Annotated in this window: 17 protein-coding genes; 5 read left to right on the forward strand and 12 right to left on the reverse strand. The window is 45.9% G+C overall.

The features are described 5' to 3' along the window. Positions 1 to 399 precede the first annotated feature (399 nt). The 3 genes from JGK07_RS12885 to cysC form a co-directional block, all read right to left on the reverse strand. Positions 400 to 2,724, reverse strand: coding sequence for a tyrosine-protein kinase domain-containing protein (locus JGK07_RS12885; RefSeq protein WP_293181934.1), 2,325 nt, complete (start codon positions 2,722 to 2,724; stop codon positions 400 to 402). 289 nt (positions 2,725 to 3,013) lie between these two features. Beyond that, positions 3,014 to 4,819: an SLBB domain-containing protein gene (locus JGK07_RS12890; protein ID WP_293191696.1), complete on the reverse strand. Its 1,806-nt coding sequence runs from the start codon at positions 4,817 to 4,819 to the stop codon at positions 3,014 to 3,016. 37 nt (positions 4,820 to 4,856) lie between these two features. Continuing rightward, complete coding sequence (cysC, locus tag JGK07_RS12895) at positions 4,857 to 5,381, reverse strand: adenylyl-sulfate kinase (RefSeq protein WP_293224791.1); 525 nt, start codon at positions 5,379 to 5,381, stop codon at positions 4,857 to 4,859. A 496-nt stretch (positions 5,382 to 5,877) separates the two neighbouring features. Between cysC and JGK07_RS12900 the strand changes: the two genes are divergently transcribed. From JGK07_RS12900 to hetR, 3 genes are all read left to right on the forward strand, one after another. Next, positions 5,878 to 7,761, forward strand: a complete 1,884-nt coding sequence (locus JGK07_RS12900) for an FAD-dependent oxidoreductase (RefSeq protein WP_293224789.1) — start codon at positions 5,878 to 5,880, stop codon at positions 7,759 to 7,761. Positions 7,762 to 7,856: 95 nt separating this feature from the next. Further along, complete coding sequence (locus JGK07_RS12905; RefSeq protein ID WP_293181926.1) at positions 7,857 to 8,084, forward strand: hypothetical protein; 228 nt, start codon at positions 7,857 to 7,859, stop codon at positions 8,082 to 8,084. 1,978 nt (positions 8,085 to 10,062) lie between these two features. Continuing rightward, on the forward strand, positions 10,063 to 10,968 hold the full coding sequence (gene hetR, locus JGK07_RS12910; protein ID WP_293181922.1) for a heterocyst differentiation master regulator HetR: 906 nt from the start codon (positions 10,063 to 10,065) through the stop codon (positions 10,966 to 10,968). 220 nt (positions 10,969 to 11,188) lie between these two features. Here the strand turns inward: hetR and JGK07_RS12915 are convergent, their stop codons facing one another. Continuing rightward, positions 11,189 to 12,082: a TIGR00297 family protein gene (locus JGK07_RS12915; RefSeq protein WP_293181920.1), complete on the reverse strand. Its 894-nt coding sequence runs from the start codon at positions 12,080 to 12,082 to the stop codon at positions 11,189 to 11,191. Positions 12,083 to 12,108: 26 nt separating this feature from the next. Between JGK07_RS12915 and JGK07_RS12920 the strand changes: the two genes are divergently transcribed. Further along, a complete protein-coding gene (locus tag JGK07_RS12920) occupies positions 12,109 to 12,564 on the forward strand; it encodes a VOC family protein (protein ID WP_293181918.1) in 456 nt (151 codons plus the stop codon). On the opposite strand, the gene JGK07_RS12925 is transcribed toward JGK07_RS12920, so the two are convergent. Further along, entirely contained in the window at positions 12,548 to 13,189 is a 642-nt protein-coding gene (locus JGK07_RS12925) for an alpha/beta fold hydrolase (RefSeq protein WP_293181916.1), read from the reverse strand. The genes JGK07_RS12920 and JGK07_RS12925 overlap by 17 nt on opposite strands. 315 nt (positions 13,190 to 13,504) lie before the next feature. Between JGK07_RS12925 and JGK07_RS12930 the strand changes: the two genes are divergently transcribed. Then, positions 13,505 to 13,954 (forward strand): hypothetical protein, encoded by a 450-nt coding sequence (locus tag JGK07_RS12930; protein WP_293181914.1) that lies wholly within the window; start codon positions 13,505 to 13,507, stop codon positions 13,952 to 13,954. 104 nt (positions 13,955 to 14,058) lie between these two features. On the opposite strand, the gene JGK07_RS12935 is transcribed toward JGK07_RS12930, so the two are convergent. The 7 genes from JGK07_RS12935 to JGK07_RS12965 form a co-directional block, all read right to left on the reverse strand. Continuing rightward, entirely contained in the window at positions 14,059 to 15,216 is a 1,158-nt protein-coding gene (locus JGK07_RS12935; RefSeq protein WP_293224787.1) for a tetratricopeptide repeat protein, read from the reverse strand. A 191-nt stretch (positions 15,217 to 15,407) separates the two neighbouring features. Next, positions 15,408 to 16,181, reverse strand: a complete 774-nt coding sequence (locus JGK07_RS12940) for a PPC domain-containing protein (protein WP_293181910.1) — start codon at positions 16,179 to 16,181, stop codon at positions 15,408 to 15,410. A gap of 104 nt (positions 16,182 to 16,285) precedes the next feature. Then, positions 16,286 to 16,726 carry a hypothetical protein gene (locus tag JGK07_RS12945; RefSeq protein ID WP_293181908.1) on the reverse strand — a complete coding sequence of 147 codons (441 nt, stop codon included), beginning with the start codon at positions 16,724 to 16,726 and terminating at the stop codon, positions 16,286 to 16,288. Between the two features lie 3 nt (positions 16,727 to 16,729). Continuing rightward, positions 16,730 to 17,086: a lysozyme inhibitor LprI family protein gene (locus JGK07_RS12950; protein WP_293181906.1), complete on the reverse strand. Its 357-nt coding sequence runs from the start codon at positions 17,084 to 17,086 to the stop codon at positions 16,730 to 16,732. A gap of 117 nt (positions 17,087 to 17,203) precedes the next feature. Then, positions 17,204 to 17,590 carry a type II toxin-antitoxin system PemK/MazF family toxin gene (locus tag JGK07_RS12955; protein WP_293181904.1) on the reverse strand — a complete coding sequence of 129 codons (387 nt, stop codon included), beginning with the start codon at positions 17,588 to 17,590 and terminating at the stop codon, positions 17,204 to 17,206. Beyond that, entirely contained in the window at positions 17,580 to 17,810 is a 231-nt protein-coding gene (locus JGK07_RS12960; protein WP_293181902.1) for a hypothetical protein, read from the reverse strand. The genes JGK07_RS12955 and JGK07_RS12960 overlap by 11 nt, the downstream gene beginning before the upstream one ends. Positions 17,811 to 17,869: 59 nt before the next feature. Further along, a complete protein-coding gene (locus JGK07_RS12965) occupies positions 17,870 to 18,706 on the reverse strand; it encodes a 16S rRNA (uracil(1498)-N(3))-methyltransferase (RefSeq protein ID WP_293207487.1) in 837 nt (278 codons plus the stop codon). Positions 18,707 to 18,796 lie beyond the last annotated feature (90 nt).

Below are 18,796 nucleotides of genomic sequence, written 5' to 3' on the forward strand. Positions count from 1 at the left end.
CATACTTTTAGATATTGCTAATTTGCAAGTGCCGGGATTTGTTTAAATCTCTCTGTTTTTAATTATAGTGCAAAGTATTAATTGCAAATCTTAAGAAATTTTGTTTTTAAAGTTTATGTTGGCGATCGAAGTGGCAAATGCTTCCCAGGCAGAGCCTCTTGGGTGCATCTGGTTTTTGAAGCCTGAAGAAGCATGACCGCATATAAGTTATTAGTTATCATCTTATGTTGACTACGGTCATGCTTCGCCCCTACGGATATATTTGCCTTGCGCCAGATGCACCCGAGCCTCTTAACCCATATTCAGAGGCTCTACCTCGGCTGGGAGAATCGACAATGGAGGCAGAGCCTCCGCATCTCCGTTACCAGGCAGAGCCTGATAACGAGTAACTACACGCTCCTAAACAGACTTTTCCTCGATGTAATTCTGCACGTAAGACTGATAGTAATACCTGCTGCCTTTATCGTTATTGGCCACCATTCCCAACAGCGGAATCCCCGCCATTTTCAAATCTTCAAAAGCCAACAACAGCGCCTCCCGCTCAGTTTGATGCAGCCCCACCACTAGCATCAATCCGTTAGTATGAGCCGCCAACAAATTCGCATCTGCCAAACCCAACAGCGGCGGAGTATCGTAAATAACTAAGTCAAAATGACTTGCCAAAGCTGCCATTAAATGCTGCATTTTTCGGGAAGACAGCACCTTTGTGGGATCGGGAGGCACTGGCCCGGATGTTAACACAAATAGGTTTTCATCGCGGGGCGATCGCAAAATCACCTCTTCGACATCCACATCCTCGGCAATTACATTGTGCAAGCCTTGCCAATTCGGCAAACCCAGCATTTCGTGCACCTGCGGCCTCCGCAAATCCGCATCCACCAACAGCACTTGCTGGCCCATTGCCGCCGCCGCCCGTGCCAGATTTACCGCCACCGTTGACTTACCGTCAGCAACTTGACAAGACGTAATTACGCAAGAAGCGATCGGACTATTAACATTTAACAACCGAATATTAGCATTGAGCGATCGAAAAGCCTCTTGAAAAGCATCCGTCGGCACCGGCGAACTTCCCACATCAATCGTAGTTCCCTCAGCAGGTGGCAGTCTCAAAATTTTATCGCTAGCAGGAATTACCCCCAACAAAGGCAACCGAATCGAATGTTTGACATCCTCAGGAGAATTGAACACAGTTTTATTATTAAACCGTTCCGCCAACTGCGCCGCCAGCATCCCAAACAACAAACCAGCCAATCCCCCCAAAGCCAAATTCAAAGGCATAATCGGAGCAACAGCCATCAACTCGCCATTTTTGTAGCGCGGAATTTCCGGCTTAGCAATAACTTCCCAAGCCACCTCTTTTTTACCCACAGCTTCAAGCTGCAAAGCTTGCTGTTTTGCCAGCAAACCATTCAGCGTATTGTTAGTCAACTCCGCCTCCCGTTGCAAATCCGAATAGCGCCGAAAAATTACCGGGAATCCTTGAGAATATTGATTCAACTGCTTAGCAGCCTGTTCCAAAACTTGATTCCGCACGCCCAAAATCTGAATTAAATTAGCAGTACCGATAAACTGTTCGATTAACTTAATCCGCACCGGATCTTGAAAAGCCAGCACTTGCGAATTCACCTTAGCCAAATCAGTTCCCAGAACCTGTTGGGCTTCTTTCTTCAGCAAAGGAATCAGATTTTTGCGCTGTTCTCGCAACAACTGCATTTGCGGAGTTTGGTCTGTATATGTCGCCGAATTAATCGCAATTTGTCCTTCCAATTGCTGCAATTGAGTTAGCATTCCTTGATAGCGGGGAGCTTGACTCAGCGCCGAAGCCATCAGCGCTTGTTGCTGGTTTAATCCGAGCTGATTTTGCAGGTTAATATAGAGCAATCTTTGCTGGTTAAGCTGCGTTTGCGCGTCCAATCTTTGCGTTTGAAGTTGGCTGATTTGCTGCGCGAGTTGTTGGGTTTGAATTTGCGGATCAATGAAATTGTACTGCTGCCGCAACTTTTGAATTTCTGTTTGCAGAGCTTGTTGGCGCTTTTGCTGGTTGGGAATTTTGGATTTCACAAAATCCAAACTCTGGCTAATTTGAGTTTTGGTATCTTGCACGCTGTAGTTGCGGTAGCCTAGGGCAACTTTTTCCAAAACAAACTGAATTTTTTTCGGATCGAAATCCCGATATCTAACTTCAATAATCTTGGTATTTTTGAAGCGATTGATTGACAGCCTAGTTCCCTGAGAATATGGCAGATTATCTGCTTTTTCGTTCAAAAGATAGTTGTAATTTATTTCTGGATACTTCGCTCGCAACTGTTTGATAATTGGCGACATTACTTGCGGGCTTTGCAAAACTTGAATTTGCGATTCGTAGTCAAAACCTGGATTTTCTGGCGTCGCGGGACTCGCTGGTTGTAGTTTCAGCTCCCCGGAGTAGACTTTTGCTAAAGTGTTTTGCGTAACAGGGGTTTCTACTAATAATTGAAAGCGTCCTTCATACTCGCTTTTTTGAGTTAGAGTCCAGGCAAAAACTCCGGTTGTCACCGCCGCTGCTACGCCGATAACTAAGAACGAACGACTGCGGCAAACTTCCCAAAAACTTAACGGTTCTTCTGTATTTTCCCTGCCGAAAAACTGCTCTTCATCATAAAGTACGGAAGATAACTTTTGCTGTCCAAGGATTTTTTTATTGTGATTAAACAGTGCTATTGAAGATTTTTTACCTGGTTTCATTTGATTGCTACAACTTATTAGTTTAAACGTTTGTAATGCTGGCGCAGTTTCATTAACCCGGTTTCTGACTAGAGATATCGCTACCAACTAATTTTTTTTGTAGAAACCGGGTTGATGAGGTCTTATACCAATTTAATGTGAAGTTGCACATATTCCGATCCCCCTAAATCCCCCTTATTAAGGGGGACTTTGAGAAGAATCTTGTCCCCCCCTTATCAAGGGGGGTTAGGGGGGATCGGAATTCTATGCAGCCTCATAAAAAATTGGTCTTAGGGCTAGTCTATTGAAATCATCGAAAAATATTGAACAACCGGAAAATTCCCAACAGTGGACTGAAAGGAGCGAGAGTGCCACCTACATTATCCGAGAACGCAGCGCGACCCGATCGCCTTACCATAATTACATCATTATTTTGCAGTTTGGGATTACTTTCCTCATTGGCGGTTGCAGAAAAATTCACCTTAACACTTAGTCGCGAAACAGTGCCATTAGGATTGAGGCGAATTAAATCCACCGAATCCATTTCTGCCCGCGATTTATTAAAACCTCCCGCTGCTACCAGCGCTTGATTTAAAGTAGTGTTGGGCTGCAATGCAAAAGACCCCGGTTTGACGATTTCTCCCACCAGACTAACCTTAATCGAATCCGGTGAAAAATTAGAATTAGCAACTTGTGTGCCTTCGAGTGCATTGAGATTTTCGGCTTTGGGCACGATTACCGTATCTCCCTGTTGCAGTGTTAAATCTTGGGATACATCTCCTGCTTCCAAAAGTTGCCACAAATTCACATTAATAATTTGTTCGGTGCCCGCCCGCGTCAGGCGGCGAACTTGTATTTGTCTGATATCAGCTACCGGCGTAATGCCGCCCGCCATTTTAATAGCCCTAGTTACAGTTTGCTGCAAAACATTTTCCCCTCCACCGGGAGTTTCCTTAGCAGCAAACAAACCAGAATCTGCACCCGATTCATTCTCTTGTAACCTACTTTGAAGCTCTTTTGCCAGAGTATAAGTACCGGGTCGAGTTACTTCGCCCACTACAGCAATATTAATTGGTTGAGTGCTTTGCCCGGTAATGTTAGCTACTGCTAAAGTCGGTGCTTCTTGGCGGTTGAGGCTAGTTACAGTGGGAATAAATATTGTGTCGCCGTCGCGCAAAGTCATATCGGCGCGCAAATCGCCGTTTTGCAATAATTCCCACAAATCCACACTGATAATTTGTTCCGCTGCGTTGCGCTGGGGGCGGCGGATTTTGATTTGCCGCACGTCTGCTGACTGGGTAATTCCGCCCGCGAGTCGCAGCGCCCGCGATATTGTGGGCATTTGAGTGCCTATTTGCTCTGAGGTGCCTCCAGGGCCTGCTGCTGAAGATATTGTATAGGCTCCGGGGCGGTTGATTTCGCCTGCGATCGCAATTTGTAAAGGACGCGCAGCCAGCAGTTTCAGCGTAATCCAAGGACGTTTGAGATATTTGCCGTATCGCTCCTTGACAGCATTAGAAGCTTGTTCTAAGGTCATTCCGGCCACTCCCAGGCTGCCAATTAAGGGCAAACTCAGGGAACCGTCAGCCTGTACTTGGTGTTGACCGTTGGGGCCGCTGTATTCTGGGACGTTGAAAATGTCCATTTGAATGCGATCGCCCGCGCCCAAAGTGTAAACTTCCGATCGTACACTCGAAGGTGCACTGGCCGGAACTGACGGAAATCCCGGCGCTGCCGGTACCGGTACGCGAATCGGAGAACCCGAACCCGAAGCAGGAGGAGGAGGAAGAGGATAAGAAGGGGAAGGAGGAGGATAAGAAGGGGAAGGAGGAGGAGAAGGAGGAGAAGGAGGAGGAGGAGGCAAAAACTGGGCCACCGCGACAGATGAACCCACAGTCGCCGCCAGCACTGACACAGTTAAACTTTGGAAAATTAAATTTTTGACTGCATTACTTACGCCATAAACCTGTTTGCAGATTGTGCTGAAAACCTCTCCCTCAGACCCTTTCCTGCAAAGATAAGGGAGAAAATCTCCCCTTTTCCTTTTTGCCAAGACAACCGCAGGGTGAGGTTTTTTCTCAAGTTGCGCGCCGCGCGAAGAACTGTTCACCACCATCGCTTTTTGCCCCTATCCTCTTCCTACCCCGCCAACATTAAATGTAACCCAACTGTTCCAACTTGCTCAGAACTTTTTTGACACTATCTTCCAAACTTTCCTCGTCTGTGCAACAAACAATCTCGGGATTGAGGGGTGCTTCATAAGCATCGTCAATGCCCGTAAAACCCTTAATCTCTCCTGCTCTGACCTTAGCGTACAGCCCTTTGACATCTCGAACTTCGCACACTTCTAATGCCGCTTTGACATACACCTCAACAAAATTTGGCTCCATTGCTCTAATTTCGTCGCGAATAGCTCTGTAGGGGCTAATAGCTGCCGTGATTGCCACAACTCCATTGCGGCTGAGTAGGTTTGCGACAAATCCAATCCGCCGAATATTAGTATCTCGGTCTTCTTTGCTAAATCCCAAGCCTTTTGACAAGTTGGTGCGAACGACATCTCCATCCAATATTTCAACTTTGCAGCCTCGGGCCTTCAATTCTGGTTCGAGAGCTTTGCTGATAGTTGTCTTGCCGGAACCGCTGAGTCCGGTGAACCACAAAATAAAACCTTTTTCCATTTTCAACCATTAATAAGTAACTGGGAAATTATAGGATGTAAAACTTTCTATATCTATTCTCCCTTGTCTATCTTATCGTGGTTTGCGGTGTCATCTTGATAAAATTTGCCTGCGAAAAATGAGGACTTAAAACTTGCGAGTTCTGCGGTCATCTCACCACACAAATGCCCGGCAGTCACATAATTTACGATATATTCTTTGTAAAGACTTAACAAATTCAAATCAAAGTCGCGATCGATCGCAAACCTCGAAGATCTAACAGTATATTTACGGCATTGAACACTTAAAATTATTATAAATATCGAGCATATATCCGTAGATTAACGGTACTCAACATTTGATATTATCACAAGTGTTTAAAATATATCCGTATATTCACGGCACGAATTGCTGGTAATTATCACAAGTGTTTAACATATATCCGTATATTCACGGCACGGCTCGCCTACATAAGCCTTGAACAATCCCAAATCTCCAATCTCCAATCCTATTGCCTATGTTTCCCGTCTTAAAAGCAGATGTTTTAGTAGTTGGTGGCGGCACCGGCGGCACTTCAGCAGCAGTCCAAGCAGCCCGCCGAGGTGCCAAAACTATTTTAGTCAGCGAATTCCCCTGGCTGGGAGGAATGCTGACTTCGGCCGGCGTTTGTGCTCCCGACGGCAACGAATTAGCAGCATTTCAGACTGGTTTGTGGGGCGCGTTTCTCCGGGAACTCCAGCAGCGACAACCGGGAGGTTTGGATTGGGGCTGGGTCAGTTTTTTTACTTACGATCCCCGCATCGGTGCTGAAATTTTTGCTGATTGGGTTAAGTGTTTGCCGAACTTGCAGTGGATTTCTGGACAAACAGCTCAAGATGTGATTTTTGAAGACAACAGAATTTCTGGGGTGAGATTTGCAGATTTTACGGTTTCTGCCAAAATCACTTTGGATGCAACGGAATTGGGAGATTTGCTGGCTTTAGCGGATGTTGGACACTGCTGGGGTTGGGAATTCCAAGCTGAGTGGGGAGAACCTAGCGCGCCGATCGCCTCTAACGATCTCACAGAACGCTATTCGGTGCAAGCTCCAACTTGGGTGGCCATCATGCAGGATTTTGGCGAGGGCGCGGTGGCGCCAGAAATTCCCGCGCCACCTGTTGACAATCCCGATCGATTTTTCGATGCTTGGAAAGATTACACTCCCGAACAATTTCTCAATTACGGCCGACTTCCTGGGGGATTGTTGATGATTAATTGGCCGATTTGTGGTAATGATTATGGTGAAAAGGTCGATCGACTAATTGAATCTCAAGCATCCCGACAACAATTCCTCCAAGAAAGTCTCTGGCACAGCCAAAGTTTCGCCCGCTTCATTCAAACCCAACTCGGCCCCCGCTACGGTTTAGCACAAAATATTTTCCCCATTTCCAATATCGAAAATCAATCAAATTCTTCCCTACTGTCTTCCTTCGCCTTGCACCCCTACTACCGAGAAAGCCGCCGTTTGCGAGGGATAAGTACAGTCAAAGAACAAGATATTTTGCCGGTTGTCGGGGGTAGAGTCGCGAAATTGCCGATCGATTCTGAGGGAATTTGCGATACAATTGCGATCGGCAACTATGCCAACGACCATCATTACACCAGCGGCGACATTCCCTTGCAGCCCAAATCCATCCGCTGGGGCGGCCGCTGGACTGGCACTCCCTTCACAATTCCCTACAGTGCGCTAATTCCTGCGACTACAGACGGATTGCTAGTTTGCGAAAAAAATATTTCCGTGTCTCACATCGCCAACGGTGCAACTCGCTTGCAGCCTTTGGTGATGAATATCGGACAGGCGGCGGGGATGGCGGCGGCTTTGTGTGCGGAAGTTGGATGTCAGCCGCGCGATTTGCCTGTCAGAGTTTTGCAAGAAGCTTTGCTGCAAGATTCCGAGGCGAGGGCGGCGGTTGTTCCTTTATTTAATTTGACACGAGATCGATCGGACTGGCTACATTGGCAGCGCTATTATCTCGATCGACCTCAAGCATATCCCGCCAGCGGCGAATGTCCTGTGTCAGTCAAAAGCGATCGAGAAACCGGGTTTCTCAACGAAATTTCTGTATTAGAACCCATAACTTTGAAAGTTGAACCCGGTTTCTACGTAAATCCGCGTAGTAAAACAGCAAATACCGAGAGTCAATTTTCGGGCATTTTCCGCCGTCTGGGCGCACAAGACTGGACACTGACGCTGACAAGTCCCCCATCCTTAGCCGATCGAACTTGGCAACTCGTGACTTTGGACTGGGAAACCGACAGATTTCTACAGAGTTGCGAAACCGAAAAGCCTCTGACGGTATGGGGCAGGCTGAATTTTGCTGGTGCTTGGCTCCTAGCGGGTGCAGTAACATCGAAGAGGTGAGGTTTTTTGCAAAGTTCCGAAAATTGCCAGAAATTTATCCTGATGGATGGGGGGAAGTCTGTATCAGGTTATAGACACTGACACGGAAACTACCCATGCACACCTACACTGCAATTGCTTTACTGAGCCTGTTGGGCATTACCTTGAGTGCCAGCGCCGCTCGATATTTTGAACGCCTAGTGGAACTGCTCGTAATTGCCACTGCTGATTATATGTTCTTGGCGTCCACTCAATCACAAAAAGGCGATCGTTCTCCAGAAAGAGGCAGCGGACGCAGAGAGTTTGCTCAGCACGATCTTTACACACATTACATACTAGCTTAATGGCATAGGACGAAAGAAAGTTCTGCAAATGAGTGGGTTTCTGCCGCCCGTGTCGATCTGATTTTCTGGGATTCTAGTTGGTCACGTTCGTTTGGCAACTGCACTTCTTGTTGACAGTCATTAGGATATTTTTGCGTGTTAAAAATAATAGCAGATCGAGCTGCAACCGCCATCTATTGAGGGATTTACTCTTTCAATATTTGGCGGTTTTGTATGTTCCAGGCTGGAGAGACTTTTGGGAGCATCTCAATGAATGCAAAAAAGCAATTTCTTTACAGTGCGAGCGTCCCCGCTCGCGATCTATAATCGCGAGCGGGGACGCTCGCACTATAAAATCAAAACATCAAAACTGAGATGCTCCCAGACTTTTTACCTGTCAATTCAGGTAACTAAAATTTATTTTGGGTGAGACAATTTAAAAAATTGAGGACTTACGTATTAAGACCAAAGAAATCGGTTTTTTTACCTCATCTGTGGAGTACAACGCAAGATTTTCGTAAAAAACTGCTGGTTAAGCGGAGTCGAAACCCGGTTTCTGCTCGCCCCTGCGTCCAGGACTAAAATCAAATAATTCTCCCATCATGTTTTTTTGGGTAGTCTGGCAAATTCAAGGAAATCAATCCTGATTAGCAAGGGAAAAGTCCGTATCTGTAACTAGACACTGACACGGATACTACCCATGCACACCTACACTGCAATTGCTTTACTCAGCCTGTTGGGCCTTAGCTTGAGTGCTACCGCCGCTCTAAGCATAGAATCCCCAGTCCCACAGCTAAAAACTTCTACCGCTCAATATATGTTATCAGCGCAAACTCAACAAAGAGGAGATCGCGCTCCCCGCAGAGGCACCGGACGGTATGATTTGATGCAGGTCAACACTGACACTCAGGCACTATAATAATTTTGATCGCATTGCCAGAAAGCTAGTTCCGCAACTGACTTGTTTCTGGTTTCGAGGCTGGTTTCGAGGTCGCCCGTGTCGATCGATCGCATTTTCTGGGATTTATAGTTTGTCAGGTTCGTCAGGCCACTGCACTTTTTATTGATACTCCCTAGAAGATTTTTTTTGTAACAAATGTCACAATATAAACTGGAGCTGCCATCTACGTAGAGATATATTCTCGTAGGTGGCGGTTTTGTATTGAAAATGCTCTTTCTCTTTTTCCCATTCTCCCCCTCTCTGAGTCGCCTCAAATTCTTCCGATCGCAATAGTTCTTTACGTTTTCCCCCCACAGGTGGGGTTTAATTTTTAACCGCTGCACTATAATTGACGTGCGATAACTAACTTAATATATAGCTACACCCTGAGTGCAGAGGGTGCAGCTCTCGACTTAAATTCGCCAATAAGAACCACTTATTCGGTGTCGATCGCCTTTAAGCCAAGGCCCGAGTGACCTCAGGAAAATTAACCGGCCTGAATCTTAGGGTAGCTGCCAAGCTTTCCGGCGACTGTCGGCTATGCTTGATTCGGCGGTCTCGCAATATTTCTTTTATGGAGGATGAAAAGATGCCTCCAAGTTTTACTATTTCGGAGATTGTCAGTAACTCAGGGAATCAACGCCACTGAGCTTGTAAGAGTAATCGAGCAAGCTGTACTGACGGGCCTCAGACTTTCGAGGTCTACGTTATTTGAGTCAGGACACTCCTTGAATGCGACGCTAGTTTTCCGCTCTGTCGCTTGTAGTTAAACAGTCTTAAAGTCACTCTCGTCAGTGCTGCAAGCCTCACAAGCTCTTATAACATTGACCGACAAGCGAACATTACCCCGCTTTCTTAGGCTCCATCAGGAGCAAACATTATGCGTACAGGGTTGTAAGGTTTGAGGTGGTAATTGTCCCATCGAAAGTACATTACAAAAGTACACCTGATCGAACAACCCCAAGGCGGTAATGGAAAGATTCAAGGCGATTGAAATCGCCTGGTCGTTTTCCTCTCAGGTCTTTCATACTCTGAGTTTCCCACTTACCTAGTGTTTTTATGAAAAATGACTCTTTAGATCTGGTCAAAAGCCTGAGCCCCAGTGCAATGGATCAGATCATGCTATATCTGGCGTTTAGCGCCATGAGAACCAGCGGACACAGGCACGGAGCGTTTTTAGACGCGGCGGCAACGGCAGCTAAGTGTGCCATTTATATGACCTATATGGAGCAGGAAAACAACCTGCGGATGACCGGACACTTGCATCACATTGAGCCTAAACGGGTGAAAGTCATCGTCGAGGAAGTCCGGGAAGCTCTGACTAAGGGAAAATTGCTGAAAATGTTGGGTTCCCAAGAACCTAGATATTTGATTCAGTTTCCTTATGTCTGGCTGGAACAGTATCCTTGGGTTCCGGGACGCCCTCGGATTCCGGGAAACAGCTTGACGGCGGATGAGAAAAAATATCTCGAAGGCAAGATTCCTCCTAATCCGCCTGACGCTCAACTGATCAATTCTTTTCAGTTTATGGAGTTGATCGAGTTTCTACATAGACGATCGCAAGAAGAAATGTCAGCAGAAAGGCGAATGCCTTTAAGCGAAGCTCTAGCAGAACACATCAAGCGCCGCTTGATCTATTCCGGAACCGTGACTCGAATTGACTCTCCTTGGGGAATGCCTTTTTATGCCCTCACCCGCGCTACTTACTCTCCCGCAGAACAGGAAGAGCGCACGTTTACGATGGTGGAGGATACGGCTAGATATTTCCGACTGATGAAGGATTGGGCGGAAAAACAACCGAAAGTCATGCGAGTTATGGAAACTTTGGATGTTCCGCCGGAACGCCTAGAACAGGCTGTTGAGGAATTAGATGAAATTATTCGTAATTGGGCCGATCGCTATCACAAGCGGGGCGAACCAACGATGATTGTACAAATGGTTTTTGGGCCAAAAGACGACGATTAGTCAGTTGTCAGTTGTCAGTTGTCAGTTGTCAGTTGTCAGTTGTCAGTTGTCAGTTGTCAGTTGTCAGTTGTCATTGGTTGATTCCTTGAAACTAATGACTAACGATTAATAACTCATATTTCTGGGCGCAGAAACCGGGTTTTATACGAAAATATTGCGTTAATGCCTTGAATAATCGTGCAAAACCCGGTTTCTTGGGTGAGATTTCGTGCAAGCTGGACTAGGCTAAAAAAGTTCTCCAAGCGGAGGCTAGGACGATCGCTGCGATCGCTCCGATGAGTGTATTGAAAAAATTCACTACCTCGTTCGTGAGCCACTCAAACTTTGATTGCACCGTCGCACCAATCACGCTCTCGATGTTCGTAGCAATAAAAGCTGCAACAACACAAAAGACAATTCCTGTCAAGTCAATTACACCCACAGCCCAACTCACAAGAGCAATCAGGATCGATCCGACAATACCTGCGATCGTTCCTTCCAAACTTACCGCCCCTTCCGTACCCCTAGGTACAGGCTGCAAGGTAGTAATCAAAAACGTATGCTTCCCGTAAGCTTTGCCGATTTCGCTAGCGCAGGTATCGGAAAGTTTGGTGCAGAAACTCGCCGCATAGCCCAGCAACAACAAGGAAATCACATCTTGTGACACAGGCCAAATAGCATCTTGTGGCACAGGCATCTTGCCTGTGTCTCCTAAAATACCGCCTGTGTCTCCTAAAATACCGCCTGTGTCTCCTAAACCTGTGTCTCGGAAAATACATAATGCCAAAACTGCCACAGCACAAATAGCAGCGGTTAAAGCCGAACCCCAGACATTTTCCGGGCCTCGGGCGCCCGATCGCTTTTCGGCAATACCTTCAGCTTCTTTTTGGGCTTTGCCAATGCGGGTAACTCCAGATCCGACCAGAAAGTAGAACATGACCACAGCATAGCCTTGCCATCCCAAACTGCCCCAGATGATAACACCCAGCAGCCAACCGTGGAGTTGTCCAGCCGGAGTAAGCAATTTTTTGGGAGCAAGGGTGGCGATCGCGAGTAAAAATGTATTCAGGGCGATCGCCACCAACCAAGGATTAGACCAAGACAAATAATTAAAAAAGAATTCTGAGTTTTGCATAGCCTCTAGTAGCGTCTCTTATTGTTATGAACAGTCAAGTCTTATTTCATCTTGCCTTCCCCGTAACCGATATCGATCGAACCAAAGCATTCTATGTCAGCGGGCTCGGCTGCGAATTGGGTCGGGAGTCACCCAGTTCTCTCATTTTAAATCTCTGCGGCCATCAGATTGTCGCCCACGTCACCCACGAACCTCTAACACCCCAGCGCGGCATCTATCCCAGACACTTCGGCTTAGTTTTTACCTCGGAGTCTGACTGGGAAGCGCTGTTAGAAATGGCGCAGCAAAAACAGTTGAATTTTTATCAAGAATCAAGACGGCGGTTTCCAGGTTTGCCCACAGAACACCGCACCTTTTTTCTAGAAGATCCGTTTGGAAATTTGTTGGAATTTAAATATTACTGCGATCCAGAAGCAATTTTCGGTCGCAGCGAATACGCTCAAGTTGGAGATTATGTACTAGGAATCAGAGATTGTTACTAGAGATTGTTTGGGTAAATTTAGAGGGTACAATAGGAGCCTCTAGTTCTCGAACTAATGCGTTAATACTTTGAGAATCTGTCACCATTTGGCGGTGCAGCAAAACGTTGAGTTTAACTTCTTTACCTACTGGCATTTGGGAGCTGTGCGACGGTAAAATCATCACATCAAATGGCGTCCACATTGATGTAAAATTTATGCGTTTGAGCATAGTCGCATCTTGGTTCAAATCGCGCAACAAGCCACTATCGGGGCGCATATCCAGGTATCCTGGTAGGCGCAGGGAATAGGCGGTGAGGGTTCCTTTGTGGGGGGAAGATATGGTTATGAAACGCTGGACTCGGTTAATGCCTCCGAGTCGCTGGACGTAGTAGCGGCTGACGATGCCTCCCATGCTGTAGCCTACTATGTCGATCGCCTGTTCTGGATCGAACGTCTCAGAAATGTAGTCTGCCAGTTGCTTGGCTAGGGAGTCGAGGCCGAGGCTGCCGTCGTTGGGGGTGAGGTTGAGGCTGTGGACACACCATCCAAGTTGGGTGAGGCGGGCGGACATTTTGTCAAAAATAGTCTTTGTGTCCCAGATGCCGTGGATGAGAATGACGGGATTGCGATCGAGCGAACTGTTCATTTGAAAAGAAAATTGCTTGCCGATTACAGCATAAATTACTCCCCTAGGGAGTTTGACCCCGAGTAGGACAGATGGCGAATCGGCTTGAGGTATCGCTGGCCAATAGCAAATCAGTCATAAATTCTGAGATAATCGTAAATAAGTGCAAAGTTAAAACTGGCATTACTGAGTAAAAATTACTAGAAGCTCTGCATTTTTAATCAAAAAATGTAAATTTTGATTAAGAAATATAGACAAAGGTTGCCTTAGCTCGTAATCTAACTTTGTTGACAAACTTGTACAAATTTCTCTAAAAAAACAAAAGGAGTAAGTCTAATGTTTGGTTTTATCAAAAATTTCTTCGGCGGTATTTTCGGCTTTTTTGCTGGACTGTTGGGCTTGAAAAAGTCTGAATATTTCCTAGATTTGGGCGAATCTTCGGATAAAGAACCTGCGAAGGTTGCACCTGCGAAGGCTGAGCCTGTTGCAGCCGCACCGGCAAAAGTTGAGGCTGTCAAGTCTGAGAAGTCTGAACCGGCGAATAAAGCTAAGGTAGAGAAAAAGTCTAAGAAAGAAAAAGAACCAGTCGCTAGCGCTGCTGCTAAGACTTCGGAAGTGCCGAAGGTACCTGCTGCTGCAACTAACGGCAAAGTGTCGAGTCAAGCTGAACCTGTTCTGACTTTTGCTCCTAATAATTTAATGCCGACACCAACTGCAAATCGTCGCACCCCAGGCCCAAGCATGAATAATTTCCGGGAAATGGCTCGTCAGGTGAAAACCAAGTAGGAAATGGAGAATTCGCAATAGGGAATTGGGGATTGGATAATTCCAAATGCTGGGGTTGAAAAATTAAAAATGGGATTCCTCATTTTTAATTTTTAACTCTTTTTTTATTCCCTATTTCCTGGGTGTCTGAGAAAGGCTAATCCGCTGTATAGCTGGAACGCCGAGTCCCAAGGAGTTTCGGATTTGCGCTCTACTTCTACATGAGATTCGATTTTGCTTAACATATGCGTGTAATCGAGAACTGTCTCCGCAAAGGGAGTAAATTCCGACCAAACTGTAACGTCAAGCTGTTGGTCAAATATTTCTAGCAAATGATTCCAGTTAATTCTGGTGGTACTTTGAGGTATTTGTGGGGATTTTTTGACACTAGATTTTTGGTTTTTTGACTGCGGTGAAGCTACGCTAGTTGCTGAACTTTGAGTGAAGTCAACGCCTTGTTTAAATTCGTAACTTTGGTCGCAAATTCGCAGAATGCAGTTGCGGCTGGGAATGTGCAAGTCGCAGATTTGAGCGTAATCTTGGGTGATTTCTTTGTGGCGAAATTGCTCGTTTCTGCGGTTGGGCGAGTAGTCCATGATTTCCATGAACATTGGTAATAAGCCTTCTACTCTTTGGCTGACTTCTGACCAGTTAAATTCTATAGCACCGAGCCGATTTAGGTTATCTTTACAAACAACCGCTGGAGAAGAGAGAGACTGGAAGTGTTGGACTCGGAAAATTTGGATGTTTTTAATGTCGGCTAGGGTTGCCCAAAATACGGGAATTCCGGCGTTGAGAAGTTCTTGGCCGTAAATTCTGAGTTCGGCAATGGGGCCGGTTTTGTAGAGTCTCCAGCCGCGGCTTTGAATTTGCATCCGGGTTGTGTACGCGTCGATTTTGAAGATTCTGCTGATATTTTGTACGGCTGCGGGTTTGTCTTCGGGACTCACTGGTTCGAGGATGAGGAGTCCGGGTTCTAGGCTGCTGGGGTCGTTTTTGGCAGTTTCGATGGCTTGTTGGCGGAGGTTTTGTTGTGCCGTTTCAATGCGTTGAATGCCTTGGCGGGCCTGGGAAACGATTTTGGGGTTGGTGATGTCGCGGAGTATTTGTTTGTAGGTGGTTTGGGCTTTGTCGGGGTTGTTGGTGAGTTCGTAGTAACGACCGATGTAGTATTGTACCCAAGGATTTTCGGGGGATTCTTTTTGCAGTTGTTTGATGAGTTGGGCGGCTTGTTTGTAGTCTTGGCTTTCGAGGGCGGTGGCTATTTCGTGGATGTCTGTCATGGCGGTTGGGGGAATGGGTGTGTTTCTATCTTGGCTGATGTTTGGTTGGTTCCGCCAGTGATTAACAAGTTTTGCTTTGATGTTTGTGGGTGATTTTCGGCTGTTTGCAAGGATAAGATTTAGATTTTATAACCGCGGATGAACGCGGATGTGTCCTGAGAAGTGCTATATAATATTTGGGCTGGTGTTTGTTAAAGTTGATTGGAATTAATACTTAAGGTGTATGAACCTTTGCTGGTGCGATCGAGTCCTTGAACAACTATTTTGTAAGTGCCGTTACTGGGCAATTTTACGGTTATTTGGGATTCTCTCTTGTTGACGCGAACTGCTTTGATATCTACAATTTTATTGTCACTGGGTGCGATGAGGGTGATGAAGTGCTCGAAGGATCTGCTTTTGAGGTCGATGGTGATGGATTGATTTGCACTTCCTTGGAAGCTGTGTTCGCGGTAGAAGCTGCCGTTGGGAAGGCTGGGGTCGCCGTCTTTGAGGGTTCCGCGTTGCTGTAGGAGGGAAAGGGAGGTGAGTTTTGGTCGATCGACATTTTTGAAATCTAGGCCATAATTTGTCATGGGTGTGTCAAGACCATTTCCTTCTCTGACTGTGACGATAAAGGCAGTTTGGTTTTTGGTATCTCGGACTATTTTATCAATAAAATTGGCTTGTATTTTGGGTTGATTTAAATGTTTTGGTTGGTCAAAATTGGGTTTTGATATACACAGAACCACGCCTCCATCTTGATAGCGGGCGCTGTAGAACCAATATTTTTGACCGTTAGTTGTGAATTCGTTTCTGAAGAAGATAGTGTATCTTTCAAGTTGCGGTAGTTGTTGGTTGGGGCGACAATTTTTATCGATGTTGATTTCGGTGGTTGATGGCTGTCGCTGGGCGAAAACTGCTGGGATGCTGGCGGTGGCTAAGACTGCTGAGATAATGGCGGTGATTGTGGGCGATCGCATTTTCATGAATTATACTCCCGTTTTTTGATTTTCTTTGAACCGTAGATGCACGCAAGTTAACGCAGATGTCGGAAAATTAATCTTTGTTACGATCGAGGTTTTGTTGGATTCTAAATTTTCTTATTTTTCTCGAATAACTTGATACATTCTGTCAGCCTTTGTCTGCCATTTACCTGAGTGTCTGAACCATTGAGTCTCTGAAAACTATTTAAATCTATAGATTTAATCTGATAAAGTTTATGTCCTGCGGGGCCGTCCGTGAACTCAATCACGGTGGGATGGATCATAGTGTTTTTATTGACATTACCTCGAAAACAGTAACGATAACTTGTATTTCTTTGGTAGCCAAATCCTGTGACAGTCTTCTTGGATTTCCTTAAGAATATGTACTCTTTACCGGGCTGATTTGTTTTGCTTGTTTGTCCGTAAAAGTAGTCGCCATTGGGGATGCTTTGAATGGTCGGTGTGGATTGTGCTAAGATTGGGAGGGAAGCTACACTAAAAATTAGTAAGTTGATTGTGAAGCTTAAGGGCGATCGCATTTTCATCATTGTTTATCTCTGTAAATATTTCTCTAATTCGGCTGTGCGCTGTTTAGTAGCTCGTTCCAAACACTCATTCAGAAAGCCTTGAAACCCGCTACCACCGCGATTTCTATACACTTCAAATTCGCAGCTATTATCTCGCACTTTGATCCAGCCTAACTGAGCTTCCGCAAGTAGGGCTTTCTCTTCCTTGCTCAATTTAGCAGCCAGTTGCTTGTAAACCTCGTTCAGCCGTTTATCCGAGGCTTCGTACCTTAACCTAATACAAGATCTGACTTGTGCATCTCCTTGGGGGCGATCGCAATTAATCTGTTGAGCGATCGCAGAGTGCTCAGATTGTGCGAAAACTGATGTTGTAGCTAACATTGTCAAAAGCGCGATTGACCAAAAGAGCGATCGGCTTTTCCTTAAATTTCTTTTCATTGCCCTTAAACACCTATTTTACGAATTCTCTTAACACAAGACAGATTTGATATAATAAATTTAAAACTTTTTTTGATATTTGGCTGTTCGCCCTGTCGATGGGATTGCCAAAGTATATTTGATAGCTGCATCTACTCTCGCCATATTTGACCAAGTACCAATTTTGCGATCGATTTCAACTTCTAGAAGCGTCACCAGATTGTCTGTCATGATTACGGAATCAGCTAACAATCGTGTTTGCTGGCCCTCCGGTGTTGCTAGGGAAACAAAAACCCGGCTTGGGTGTCCTGCGCGGGCTAAATTGCTAGTAATCATCGCTGTAATAGTTTGTCCTAAACCAGTGCCCAGATTGTCCGCTTGAACTATCAAAACTGGACGGCGTTTCGCAGTCCGCAAATCAGCGTTGGGAAACAAAGCCAGCACTACATCACCTCGCCTATAAAGCATCGTAAGCATCCATTTCAGGTCGTTCCCAATCCTCTGCAAACCTGCTCAACCTTACCCGTAAATCTCCTGCTTGTTGCCGATCGATACCGAGAGATTGCAGCTCTACTAATCCTGATTCTGCCAGAAAAGTAACGATAACTTTCCCTTCAGTTAAGTCGCCCGGAGTTTCTAATAACACAACTTTGCCGTCTCGATATATACCCTTTACTGATTTTAACATTTTAGTTTTATGCCTAATGACTCATTGACATTTTAGCTTCGTTTACCATATCTAGCACTTCAGGGAGATATTTTTTGGGATGGGTACTTTTCAAAAGCGGCTCCTACCAAGGATAAAGCCACCATTGGTGCTGTTACCGCCCTCAAGATTCTCCTACCCAAAGAAACAGGTTCAAAACCAAACTCGATCGCCCTTTCCACTTCTCCATCAGTCCAGCCGCCCTCCGGGCCAATAGCAATCGCGATCGATAATTCTCCCCGATAATCTTGCTCCCCCCTTATTAAGGGGGGCTGGGGGGGATCTTCCCCATCTTGCTCCCCCCTTAGCAAGGGGGGCTGGGGGGGTTCTAAACCAATCAAACAATCCCACAAATGTCGATTATCCCCGCGAGCCACACAAATATATCGATATTTTTGACAGCAATCTTTTACCGCCAAATCAAAGGAAAGAGGCTCATAAACCGTCGGCACAATTTGACGTTCCGACTGTTCCGCCGCCTCCGCAGCAATTCTTCTCCAGCGATCGACTTTTTGCGTACTTGGTTTGAGCAAAGTGCGATCGCTCGTCACGGGTACAATACTTGCCACTCCCAACTCCGCGGCCTGTCGGACAACCTCATCAAAGCCGTTTCCCTTGGGCAAAGCGGCGATCAAAGTTACTGCGACGGGAAGCTCCCTGTTAACCGCAATCTCCTCTTTTATCGAGGCAAATAACCCGGTTTCCTGCACTTCTAGAATTGCTGACCACCAATGTCCGCAGCCGTCCATTGCTATAAATCGATCGCCCGCTTGCAACCGCAACACGCGATTTAAATAATGCTGTTGTTCTTTTGTTAAGTCGATTTTGTTAGCACTAATTTGGGCTGCGGTAACTGCTAATCTTTGTAATTGAGCCATGAGATTTTGGATTGCTCGCTTTGTATTAGATTTTTTTATTTAACCGCAGAGGCCGCAGAGAACACAGAGGAAGAGAGGAAGAGAAGAGAT

Origin of the sequence: Microcoleus sp. PH2017_24_DOB_U_A, from assembly GCF_020738205.1 — a bacterium.
Taxonomy (GTDB): domain Bacteria; phylum Cyanobacteriota; class Cyanobacteriia; order Cyanobacteriales; family Microcoleaceae; genus Microcoleus.

What these genes read in the sequence shown, in the direction of transcription:
- JGK07_RS12885 (WP_293181934.1), bottom strand. Translation starts at nt 2,724, where the DNA reads ATGAAACCAGGTAAAAAATCTTCAATAGCACTGTTTAATCACAATAAA.
- JGK07_RS12890 (WP_293191696.1), bottom strand. Translation starts at nt 4,819, where the DNA reads ATGGTGGTGAACAGTTCTTCGCGCGGCGCGCAACTTGAGAAAAAACCT.
- cysC (WP_293224791.1), bottom strand. Translation starts at nt 5,381, where the DNA reads ATGGAAAAAGGTTTTATTTTGTGGTTCACCGGACTCAGCGGTTCCGGC.
- JGK07_RS12900 (WP_293224789.1), top strand. Translation starts at nt 5,878, where the DNA reads ATGTTTCCCGTCTTAAAAGCAGATGTTTTAGTAGTTGGTGGCGGCACC.
- JGK07_RS12905 (WP_293181926.1), top strand. Translation starts at nt 7,857, where the DNA reads ATGCACACCTACACTGCAATTGCTTTACTGAGCCTGTTGGGCATTACC.
- hetR (WP_293181922.1), top strand. Translation starts at nt 10,063, where the DNA reads ATGAAAAATGACTCTTTAGATCTGGTCAAAAGCCTGAGCCCCAGTGCA.
- JGK07_RS12915 (WP_293181920.1), bottom strand. Translation starts at nt 12,082, where the DNA reads ATGCAAAACTCAGAATTCTTTTTTAATTATTTGTCTTGGTCTAATCCT.
- JGK07_RS12920 (WP_293181918.1), top strand. Translation starts at nt 12,109, where the DNA reads ATGAACAGTCAAGTCTTATTTCATCTTGCCTTCCCCGTAACCGATATC.
- JGK07_RS12925 (WP_293181916.1), bottom strand. Translation starts at nt 13,189, where the DNA reads ATGAACAGTTCGCTCGATCGCAATCCCGTCATTCTCATCCACGGCATC.
- JGK07_RS12930 (WP_293181914.1), top strand. Translation starts at nt 13,505, where the DNA reads ATGTTTGGTTTTATCAAAAATTTCTTCGGCGGTATTTTCGGCTTTTTT.
- JGK07_RS12935 (WP_293224787.1), bottom strand. Translation starts at nt 15,216, where the DNA reads ATGACAGACATCCACGAAATAGCCACCGCCCTCGAAAGCCAAGACTAC.
- JGK07_RS12940 (WP_293181910.1), bottom strand. Translation starts at nt 16,181, where the DNA reads ATGAAAATGCGATCGCCCACAATCACCGCCATTATCTCAGCAGTCTTA.
- JGK07_RS12945 (WP_293181908.1), bottom strand. Translation starts at nt 16,726, where the DNA reads ATGATGAAAATGCGATCGCCCTTAAGCTTCACAATCAACTTACTAATT.
- JGK07_RS12950 (WP_293181906.1), bottom strand. Translation starts at nt 17,086, where the DNA reads ATGTTAGCTACAACATCAGTTTTCGCACAATCTGAGCACTCTGCGATC.
- JGK07_RS12955 (WP_293181904.1), bottom strand. Translation starts at nt 17,590, where the DNA reads ATGCTTTATAGGCGAGGTGATGTAGTGCTGGCTTTGTTTCCCAACGCT.
- JGK07_RS12960 (WP_293181902.1), bottom strand. Translation starts at nt 17,810, where the DNA reads ATGTTAAAATCAGTAAAGGGTATATATCGAGACGGCAAAGTTGTGTTA.
- JGK07_RS12965 (WP_293207487.1), bottom strand. Translation starts at nt 18,706, where the DNA reads ATGGCTCAATTACAAAGATTAGCAGTTACCGCAGCCCAAATTAGTGCT.